The organism is Nitrososphaera sp. AFS (assembly GCF_009898475.1).
Taxonomy (GTDB): Archaea; Thermoproteota; Nitrososphaeria; order Nitrososphaerales; family Nitrososphaeraceae; genus Nitrosopolaris.
Window position 1 is genome coordinate 1 of sequence record NZ_QURE01000103.1, and the last position, 9696, is coordinate 9696.

Annotated in this window: 8 protein-coding genes and 1 pseudogene; 4 read left to right on the forward strand and 5 right to left on the reverse strand. The window is 37.1% G+C overall.

Annotation, left to right across the window (positions count from 1 at the left end; all coding sequences use genetic code 11):
* The 3 genes and pseudogenes from DYY65_RS09705 to DYY65_RS09715 all read left to right on the forward strand — a co-directional run.
* A pseudogene (locus tag DYY65_RS09705) lies at positions 1-257 on the forward strand (hypothetical protein); the annotation flags it as partial.
* 312 nt (positions 258-569) lie between these two features.
* Positions 570-1025 (forward strand): PPOX class F420-dependent oxidoreductase, encoded by a 456-nt coding sequence (locus tag DYY65_RS09710; protein WP_162477763.1) that lies wholly within the window; start codon positions 570-572, stop codon positions 1023-1025.
* A 185-nt stretch (positions 1026-1210) separates the two neighbouring features.
* A complete protein-coding gene (locus DYY65_RS09715) occupies positions 1211-2203 on the forward strand; it encodes an alpha/beta hydrolase (RefSeq protein WP_162477764.1) in 993 nt (330 codons plus the stop codon).
* A gap of 190 nt (positions 2204-2393) precedes the next feature.
* Here the strand turns inward: DYY65_RS09715 and DYY65_RS12560 are convergent, their stop codons facing one another.
* From DYY65_RS12560 to DYY65_RS09735, 4 genes are all read right to left on the reverse strand, one after another.
* The gene (locus tag DYY65_RS12560) at positions 2394-2540 is read right to left on the reverse strand and encodes a hypothetical protein (protein WP_162477765.1); all 147 of its coding nucleotides are present in this window, start codon (positions 2538-2540) and stop codon (positions 2394-2396) included.
* A gap of 706 nt (positions 2541-3246) precedes the next feature.
* Positions 3247-4281, reverse strand: coding sequence for a cation diffusion facilitator family transporter (locus tag DYY65_RS09725; RefSeq protein WP_162477766.1), 1035 nt, complete (start codon positions 4279-4281; stop codon positions 3247-3249).
* 869 nt (positions 4282-5150) lie between these two features.
* On the reverse strand, positions 5151-5360 hold the full coding sequence (locus DYY65_RS09730) for a hypothetical protein (RefSeq protein ID WP_162477767.1): 210 nt from the start codon (positions 5358-5360) through the stop codon (positions 5151-5153).
* 29 nt (positions 5361-5389) lie between these two features.
* The gene (locus DYY65_RS09735; RefSeq protein ID WP_162477768.1) at positions 5390-5623 is read right to left on the reverse strand and encodes a hypothetical protein; all 234 of its coding nucleotides are present in this window, start codon (positions 5621-5623) and stop codon (positions 5390-5392) included.
* Positions 5624-7130: 1507 nt separating this feature from the next.
* Between DYY65_RS09735 and DYY65_RS09740 the strand changes: the two genes are divergently transcribed.
* Positions 7131-7748: a PHP-associated domain-containing protein gene (locus DYY65_RS09740; RefSeq protein ID WP_162477769.1), complete on the forward strand. Its 618-nt coding sequence runs from the start codon at positions 7131-7133 to the stop codon at positions 7746-7748.
* Positions 7749-8666: 918 nt separating this feature from the next.
* On the opposite strand, the gene DYY65_RS09745 is transcribed toward DYY65_RS09740, so the two are convergent.
* The gene (locus DYY65_RS09745; protein ID WP_162477770.1) at positions 8667-9230 is read right to left on the reverse strand and encodes a hypothetical protein; all 564 of its coding nucleotides are present in this window, start codon (positions 9228-9230) and stop codon (positions 8667-8669) included.
* Positions 9231-9696: the final 466 nt, after the last annotated feature.

The following is a 9696-nucleotide window of genomic DNA, read 5'->3' on the forward strand; positions in this document are numbered from 1 at the left end:
CTGAAATGCGAAAGTGGTCCAGAAATATTAAGAGAGTACAAGAAGAGGAAGAACGAGTCAAGCTAGGAATAGTAGCAGCCAATAATCACTATGCGGGTTTTGGACCTAGTACTGTCAATATATTTCGTGGTATTTTAGGACTATCAGAAGCCAGCTGGGAAGAAAAGGAAGTAGAAATGAAATTAAGAAACGAACAACAACAAAAGGACCATCGCCATCGACCAAAACAACTGACCATTACTGACTTTCTAAATTAAAGACGTCAAAAATAGATAAATTATATAAATCGAATACAGATAAGAAGGAAGTTAATCAGGAGCGAGCCCTTAACAAGGATAATTACTGCTTGATACACCAGGCCTTAGATGATTGTAACAGGATGGCTATCTAGTACAATATTAGCCGCCAGTTATGGTATAAGGAAGAGGTCTTGTTGACTGAACCTGTAGCAAAATAACATATCTTTTGTCCACTGTTTTATTACTATACACTTGCATACCGCTTGATAGCAAAGTTTGATTTTTAAGTGGTGTTTGCTAACATGCAATGAGTCAATTATGAATACGCACATGGAAAGTAAAAGCCTACTAACTGAACCACTCATCAAATTCTTTAGAGGAAGAAATTTTGCCTTTTTAGGTACTCTAAACAAAGATGGTTCACCACAAGTTACACCCACATGGATAGATATAGAAGAAAATGGAGAAGGCCATGAAGAAATGATCCTAGTAAATACTGCTATGGATCGTGTCAAGCAGAGGAATGTATCTAGAGATCCTAGAGTATCAATTTCAATAGCTGATGAAGATAATCCATACAGTATGATAACTGTAAAAGGAAGAGTAGTTGAACAGACAACTAAAGGCGCTGTTGAACACATAGACAAGCTAGCAAAGAAGTATCTCAACGCAGAAAGATATCCAGCGCATTCGCCTAATATGGAGAGAGTTATCCTTAAGATAAAACCAGAAAAAATCTCCTATCTGCCACCTAGATATACAGAATATTTGCAAAAAATCAAATAAAGAAAGAGAAGAGCTCACAATAATATCTATTATACTAGCATGTCAACATTAGCCATATTGGTTGGTGGCAGTAATGTGATGGTTCGTTGAGTTCATCATTGCCTATTGGTAAGTTAGTTAATTAGTTGACAGATCCAGTTAATGTAAAACGCTTTTAATGACTTGAATTATGGTATACATTAGGTATGTTGAAAGGAAGAGTAATATCACACAGATTTGAAAGCAAAGTTCTCAAGTCCAATCCTCTGAGGGACCCATACATAAGGGATTTGATAATCTACTTACCTCCAGATTATGCTGAGAGTTCCTCTCGTGGATACATCGCAGTTTATGGACTCGTTGGATTCGGAGGGCAGGGAAAAATGCTGCTGAACGCGGATCCCTTGAAAGAAAACATCGAAGATAAAATGAACCGCCTTATCTCTGAGAAGAAATGTGACAGAATGATTTTGGTCTTGCTCGATTGTTTTACCAAATTTGGAGGAAACCAGTACATAAATTCATCAGCAACTGGAAGATATGAAGATTATATCATAAAGGAAGTAGTACCATACGTCAATAAAACGTATAATATTTCTGCCCGTGCAGTTTGGGGGCATTCTTCAGGAGGTTACGGTTCAATCGTGTTGGGTATGCGGCATCCAGAAATATTTCAAGCATTAGCAGACCACTCCGGAGATTCAGCCTTTGAATACTCATACCTACCAGACTTTCCCAAAGCTTTAGATGCATTTAGAGAAGCAGGAGGAACAAAGAAATGGCTAGATAATTTTTGGAAGAAACCTAATCGTCATCAACGAAAAGATGGGCCCCCTTTGAATGTGCTAGCTATGGCAGCGCATTACTCTCCGAATCTAAAGTCTAAAGAAATGGGTGTTGATTTACCATTTGATCTAAACACAGGAGAGATGCTCCAAAAGGTCTGGAATAGATGGCTATCATGGGATCCAATCAGGATGGTTGAAAAGTATAGCAGTAACTTGAAAAAATTGAAGCTAATATACATAGATTGTGGTACAAAAGACGAGTTTAACCTTCATTGGGGTGCTAGGATACTTCACTCTAAACTCGAAAAAATGAATGTCAGACATTTTTATGAGGAGTTCGAAGATGGACATATGAATGTCAGCTATAGATATGAAGTTTCACTTCCAAAGATCTATACTGCCTTATCATGAAAACACTTTAGTCTATAGCTAAAACCTCTTCAATGTTACTGCTACAGTCACATGCTACTCATAAAATCTGCATCAGAAATTTGGTGTCACACCATCCCAACATATTCAGTTGAGTTAGTTGCATTTTAGAAAAAAAAGAGAAAATTGGGGGTGTTTGATTCCTAATTAGGTTCCCCTAATTGTGATAGCTCTAGCGCCAGTAGCGGTGGTGATGGTGATGGTGGAAGTCACCTCCCGCAAAGGCTGATTGGTTGCCGACTAGGGGACTTGATGCAAATAACAACACTACTGCTGCTATCGCTAGTGTGCTTAAAGCCATTGTTGTTTTGGAGTTCATCGGACACATTGAGGATATTTGATTATAAAAGCAATATCATATATTCGACGAATACACCATCATAATAGGCAAAGTGATATCACTTTGCTTGTTAACAAAAGAAAGATAGAAATGATCAATTTGTCTTTTAGATAAAAAAGGACTGGCAACTAAACTCGCTTGTACTACATGTGTGGAAGACCTGTAAATATAAGTAGTGCCAGTATGAGTCCGAGTGTTAGGTCATTTAAGCTAAGTATCATTAATCAGTATACTTTCAATTCTTGATTTGCAAGAATTTACTTCCCACTCAACGTGAGAGATGAAACTGCTATTGATCTTCAATACGGGAAGATGATTTGAAGTAGTACTGGGAACAGGTAATAAGGGAGGTGAGAAGACTACTACCGAGAGGCAATCTAATCTTAGTAGCCAAATAGTGCCAAATCGGTATGTCACATTAATTCAATTATGTATAATTCTGTCAACCACTATAAATTGACTTTCTAATAAGATGTCCAGGGCTTTTAGACAGATGATTTCTCTTAATGCATACGGTTTATTTCTCCTGAAATCATGTAGCAGTTTTTAACATTGATATCAACTTTTAACATATCTGTGTGATGTACTATTATCATGGCTTGTGTTATCATAATGTGAGTCCGAAACCATTACTGGACAGACCCAAATTCGAGAGGATAAGAATAAATTAACCATACAAAATAAATCACATCAAAGAAGTGACTTCCTCTTGGGTATTTCCTTCAGGGGATGCCGACAACGAGCTAATTGAATGAGGAATTACTGATATCTTCTTGATATAGGGTATTTTTGAGCGGATAACCCTCTCAACTTGTCTTGTTAATAATTCTATGTCAACTAGTTTCATGTTACCGTCAACTTCTATATGGATGTCAGCAAATATTATCCTCATTCCAGCAGGTCGCAGTAAAATTGATCCAACCCTAATTTGATCCTTCTTCTTGAAATTATCTTCAACAATTTGTCTTACCAGTTTAGTGACGTTAGGGTTCTGCCATGAATCTATTAGAATCAACGATGATTGCTTAAGTGATACATAAGCAACTGAGAAGATGTATCCAGCTATTATTATACTACCGATCGCATCCATTTGTGAAAACCCAAATTGAGTCGCAATCAGAATGCTAAGGAAACCTACAACCGAAGCTGAGCCATCTTTTATTGAATTCTTGGCATCTGTTTTTAATGATAGAAGATTTGACTTATTTGCAATTTTCCGCATCTGAATGGCCCTGTATAGTGAAATTATACTAGCAGCTGCCAAAACCCCCATGGTTAAAATGGGTTGATGTATCTCATGACTATGCTGAAAGAGTACTGAGCTAGAAGATTGGTATAAAATAATTGATCCTATTGCAATCATCCCTATTGCTGCTATTAACGCAGCGAAACTTTCTACCTTGTAATAACCAAAGTGAAATTTCTTATCAGCAGGGCGAGCCGCAATCATGAGGCCCATTAAGACTATAAATGAAATCATAGTGTCGGACAAAGAGTCTATACCATCAGCAGTTGCAACTACACTTCCGCTTATTTGGCCAATTAAGAGCTCAACTATTCCTATACTAAGCAAGGTAATGACAGAGACCTTGGCTATTCTTTGAGCACATAGAACACCATCGTTTATCTGTCTAGAAGATTCAGCTGGCCTTTGTGTCACAGGTTCAAAAGCTGTTAGACTGCCGCCACGAGGGGCATCTACAGCGTAAGGTTCGTCCAATAATTACACTATCAAGTATACTTTCAATTTGTCATATTTAAGCCTGTGCTTTAGCGCTGCAACAACTTACTGTTATGCAAGCATCAAGGGCCCCCAGAAGTGCAGGCAAAGAAGAATAGACCTAACACGAATAAGTTCTCCACATGATATGATTTATCTTTTACTTGCAAGCATCGGATCTTTGTATTTGCGCATCTGCAAATTTCAACATCAATACCATGGTTAGTCAACCGCAGGTGAATATGCTTTACGATTGAACGATTTCATGAACTCTTAGCAACTGAATATCCAGATGTTCTTGGCACAGATAACCTCCTCGTCTCCTTTCAGCAGGGCAATCTAGATCCGTACAATATTCTCGATGGTGCTAGAAAGGCAATTGCTTTTGATATCGAAAGCGGAGGTGGTGACACCGGACTAGATAATATAAAGGATGATAATGATATGGTCACTTGCGCTGCAGCAGGTAAACTTCCTGCCTTTATCACCATGCAAAGTAGCATAGACGGATACGAGATACCTGATGCAAATCAGTACCGAGTATAGTCTGATTTCTTTAATATCAATCTTTGATTCTGCACATGGTAACTTTAGAACAATCGTTGCTGACTTCTTTTATCTTTTGCATCCGTTAACAGTAGGGGATCATGCCATAAGTTAAGTGAAACCAAGTGAGTAATCCTACACATCCCAAAATAATCATGCGAAAAGTGTGACATGGCAGCTGTCCGCAGTGCCCTTATGCCGTATAGATAGTCTACATGATAAGCTTTAGATGGCGAACGTAAATTGAAGATGGACTTTAGTGGTTAAGGCTAAGGAATGGTATCTATTATGAATCACCGGACCGACACGCCATTATTTCTATTTTACGATTCCTTAGTCAAAACCCATTCCGCAAGACCAATCCCAGGTATGTATATGTAGCCTGGAGGGGAATGGGATAATTCAGGAGATGACGCAGGACATACTTCATCCTTAGGGATGCCTGTTCCAAAAAATGAGGTTCGCGGCATTTCTGAAGGAAGGTCTTTGATTACAATTGAATATAGGCCAGATTGATTTCCTTGCAAACCCAATATAACTTGTCCTATCCCTATACCTGGAATTAATATAGTAGAATTGGCAAAGTGGTAGCTAGAGCCTTCAAGCTGACAACGACTATTGCTGAAGCATTGCCCTTTTGATCAGGAAGCCCCATGATTGACACTTTGAGTTTGGTGCCGCAGCTTGATATGACGCCTAGAGCAATCTCATGGGAATTAAACATGGTCGTAAATGTCAACAACACAATTAGTATAAGTACCAGTACAATTGAATTGCCAATCTCAAAGCGCTTCAAAGTCATATCATATTGACTAGACCAATAATTAAAATATGCGAAGAGCTGAAAAGTTTACAGGGAAGCTGGCACTATACCATGCGGCTTACAAGGTGTAAATGGCAATCGAAGTCTAGACGAGCATATGGACAGATTAGCTCTGTTTGTTCCGAAGGTTGCTGAAATATTAGTAAAATCGGTCGTTACGAAACAATGGAGTGATTTGATGCGCAAACTATTCTCAGATGCCCAAAAACCTGAAGAAATATAGAAAAGTTCAATGATACAGTACATCTCTTCATGACGGTACAGAAACAGGGCAAAAGAAAAGGATGCGTTGGATAGTTTGTGGTCTCTCATACAGAGGATGGATAAATGCAGAGTGGGAGGAAATAGAAAATGCAACGAAGACTACACTTTCAAATGTAGCAGGACAAGTATGGCATGTGCTAAATAATACAACGTCGCGCGTTGTTCGTACCCATTTTTGCTTCTATCTCTTTTCAATTATATTACATTTAACTAATTAGATAAAGGAATCTAATCGAAACTTAGTTACTTAATTGTCAAAATAGAATGCAACCGTTCAATTGTGATAAGCATATAGGTTCGTATGAGCCATCGTGAAGCAACTGATCAATATAGGCAGGTTCTTATTAGGCATGGAAGATAAATAGAGAAATGGAGAACAGAATTCGTTATTTCACTGCCAATATCATAACAAATGGTCAGGTAATGAATTAAATGTACAAAAAGTTTATCCGTCTGAGAGCATTTGAAGACCAACCTAGCTACCCTAATTCAAAACCTAAGGTTTGTGTAACTTGTGGGATTAAGGCAAGTCAGGAAGCTTTGTTCGATGTTGGTGAAGGGATTATTTTAATAGAAAAATACTGCGATACGTGTGTAAAGAATACAAGCAATTAACAGTAGCAACTCACTGATGGTTTGCACCTTAATGTATTTATCGCACTAGTCAATTTAAGCTATCAAGGATGCCATTTGTTAATCTTTTCTACAGCTGAGTTGCGATCGTATTTTTAAGTGGAATATACAAATGGCCGCTATGCAAGAAGCAAAACAAAGCCATTAGCTTATCGACTAAATTTTCATTCAGACAGATGGGACTCTTAAATTGTTACTCTCAAATTTGCAGTAGGAGTTCCGATATGCTAATAATACGGGAAATTATATCCTAGTTAAAGAAGGTATAGGTGTCACGACAGAAATTCTTAACTTAGAAGCTCATTGTCATAATGTTTATTCAAATTTTAGGAGCAACTCAGATCGCATCCCATTTGATTGCGGAGTTACGATAGAACAACTTTTAGACAGCGCGCTAAGACAAAAGATCGATGCTCTTTTTGTTACCAACCATAACACGCTACAGGGCTATAATGAAATACTTCGATACCAGGAAAACCATCAAAAATATTATAATATTAAGATTTATCCGGCGGAAGAAATAACAATAGAAAACGGAGGACACGTGCTTGCATATGGTATATACCAAACTATTAGACCCGGAATGACATTAGAGGAAACTTTGGATCAAATAAAACTTCAGAATGCAGTGTCTTGCGCAGCTCATCCATTTGCCGTTTCAAACGGTATACGTGGAAAAGCTAGCCTTTGCAACTTAATAGAATCATTTAACAGCAACAACGTAGATATTTTTTCTAATATCCTTGCAAACAAATTTGCAGAACATCATAACATGTACTCCATTGCAGGAAGCGATTCTCACGTGCGTTCTACAATAGGGAGATGTAAAAATACAATTGAATCTGAGAACAACATTGATTCAATCGTTTACAACCTATTTAGAGGAGGTTCTAGGATCCATAGAGTAAATTACGCTACTAAGAAGGAGCTTTATGAACATGCTTATTATGTACTATACAACTCTAGCGAAGCCTTACTGGATTATGTTTCCGAGTATCATCCTAATGCATACCATATGTTCAAATGGGCATTAAAGTCATTTACATCAAAGCCAGATAGTAAGTTCTGGTATACTTTAGGGCTATTTGGTCTTTACCTAACCAAAAGAGTTTCGAAGAAGGTGAATATAGGCGGATATACTCCTGAGATCTTCGAGGAGAGGTCATGGAAAAGGCTAATTTCCTTAGCCCTTGTACCTTAAATATCATTGTTAAAGACTATTTGGGTTATTTATGATTTGTACTAATTAATTCATTGATTGAGTTATCGACTATTTTCCAACATTAAATTATTATCCGCGAGAACTTGGAATAACTCAAGTTGGCTGGCATGATGCGACAAACATAACTCAAAAAATACAGATTCTAGATCGCCATCAGAGTTCAGAATGTTTTCAGTGTCTTGCTATTATCTAGATGTGCCTTGTATTCTATATTCTTTAGAACGTAGTTTGGTTAAGCAGTTGCCTAGAAGCAGTCAAAAATAACGTTGCTGAGTAAATTATGATCCTTGGACTATCTAGCGATTTGTTTTTTTCTTCTCCAATCATGCAGCACCCACCTAGTTACTAACACTAATCCAAAAACTGGAAAGCTAGCTATAAAAAGATAGGGTTGAAAAATTTCCACAGCCAAATTATTGTTTTGAGAGGGAATTTATAATCCAATGCATTTCGATTCTGATGCTGGACTGTTTGAAGCAGATTCTGGGTCAATGTCACTTCGTCTTCTATTAGCTCCGAATGTTATCAGGTTTGAATTTTACTTCTAAATGTATTATGCTAACCAACTTTCGAGCGACCCATACATGACACTTAAGCATGTATCTAAGGTAGAGGATCCCTTGATTATTTGCGCTGTTTATAAACTATTTTCGCCACCTTCCTTTTACGAAGCATTTTTTCAGGCATTCCTATGGGATTTTTATATACAAGATCTTTGTCTTGAGATTTATAGATCGTAGTGTATATTTATTACCTCTTTTGAGCCTATGATGTCACATTGTAACGATCATGAAAGACTACGATGATCTAGAGAACAGAATTGATCCTGAATTAATACAACCAAGTTAGAAGATAGCACGTTATCAGTAATAACAGTCGTAAAAACGAGATTTACATTCAGCTGTGTTTATCCTGCTTTTGAGAGATATTTCTTGATATTATGTAAAATCCGTGAGCAGAGATAAGAAGTCCAGCGAGAATCATCTGTATTGCAAAAACGAGATTCCAGGGTGTCTTGGGGTCAGGATATGGCACAGTTAGATTATCCAGTTTATAGGAATCCTTTACCAAACTGATTGTCGAAAAGGAATTCCACAAGAGAAGATTATAAATGAATTCATAAATGGCAATGACTGCGACAGCAAGCATTACTAATTGCAATATAACCTTAACTAAGAGAGGGATACCATTCATCTTGTCTTCTGCAAGCTTAGTAACGCAAAACCATGATAACAAGGACGTTATCATCAAACATGTTACCAAGTTTGTATGGCCTGGAAATGGAAATTCAATATTTGCTAGCGCTGCACCGATAACTATCCTACCAGTTTTCAGATATTCTCCAACACTTACGTAAAACCCAAAAATGCAAATAGACAACATAACAGTTGCTGACAAGTAAAAGATAATAACAAAGACTTTCCTTGTCTTCAGATCACTTGTTCCAGGAATGAATTGCATAATTTTTGGATAATAGCTAAGATGAGGTTCTATAAGAATCGTTAGTAATCTTCGAGTTTTTACACACAACTGATATAAACTGATAAAATCAGTGTGAGAAGTTAATTGTATAGGAATGATGGATTGTTTACTAATCTATGAGGTTACCATTGGTAGAATCATCAGTGGAATATGCTTATGATAGAATGGAAATTATCCTGGTTTCAGAGATTCCTTAATTGATGTTGAATTATTTCAGAATGCACATCATTCTTTCCACCTTGCATGTTCTCATGTGTTATTATGTTTTGATGCGATAAAGTAGCATATTTGAAAGAACCATCACAAATAATTAAACATATTTTTAAAGAGATCATATCACAATTGTACAGTCATATTTTACTACTGAAACAGCTTATGGAGAACGGGTTACGGAAGGGATCTATAATTAAGAAATTTCAATAACTTCCAACTTAAATGACAAACC

What these genes read in the sequence shown, in the direction of transcription:
- DYY65_RS09710 (WP_162477763.1), top strand. Translation starts at nt 570, where the DNA reads ATGGAAAGTAAAAGCCTACTAACTGAACCACTCATCAAATTCTTTAGA.
- DYY65_RS09715 (WP_162477764.1), top strand. Translation starts at nt 1,211, where the DNA reads ATGTTGAAAGGAAGAGTAATATCACACAGATTTGAAAGCAAAGTTCTC.
- DYY65_RS12560 (WP_162477765.1), bottom strand. Translation starts at nt 2,540, where the DNA reads ATGAACTCCAAAACAACAATGGCTTTAAGCACACTAGCGATAGCAGCA.
- DYY65_RS09740 (WP_162477769.1), top strand. Translation starts at nt 7,131, where the DNA reads ATGACATTAGAGGAAACTTTGGATCAAATAAAACTTCAGAATGCAGTG.
- DYY65_RS09745 (WP_162477770.1), bottom strand. Translation starts at nt 9,230, where the DNA reads ATGCAATTCATTCCTGGAACAAGTGATCTGAAGACAAGGAAAGTCTTT.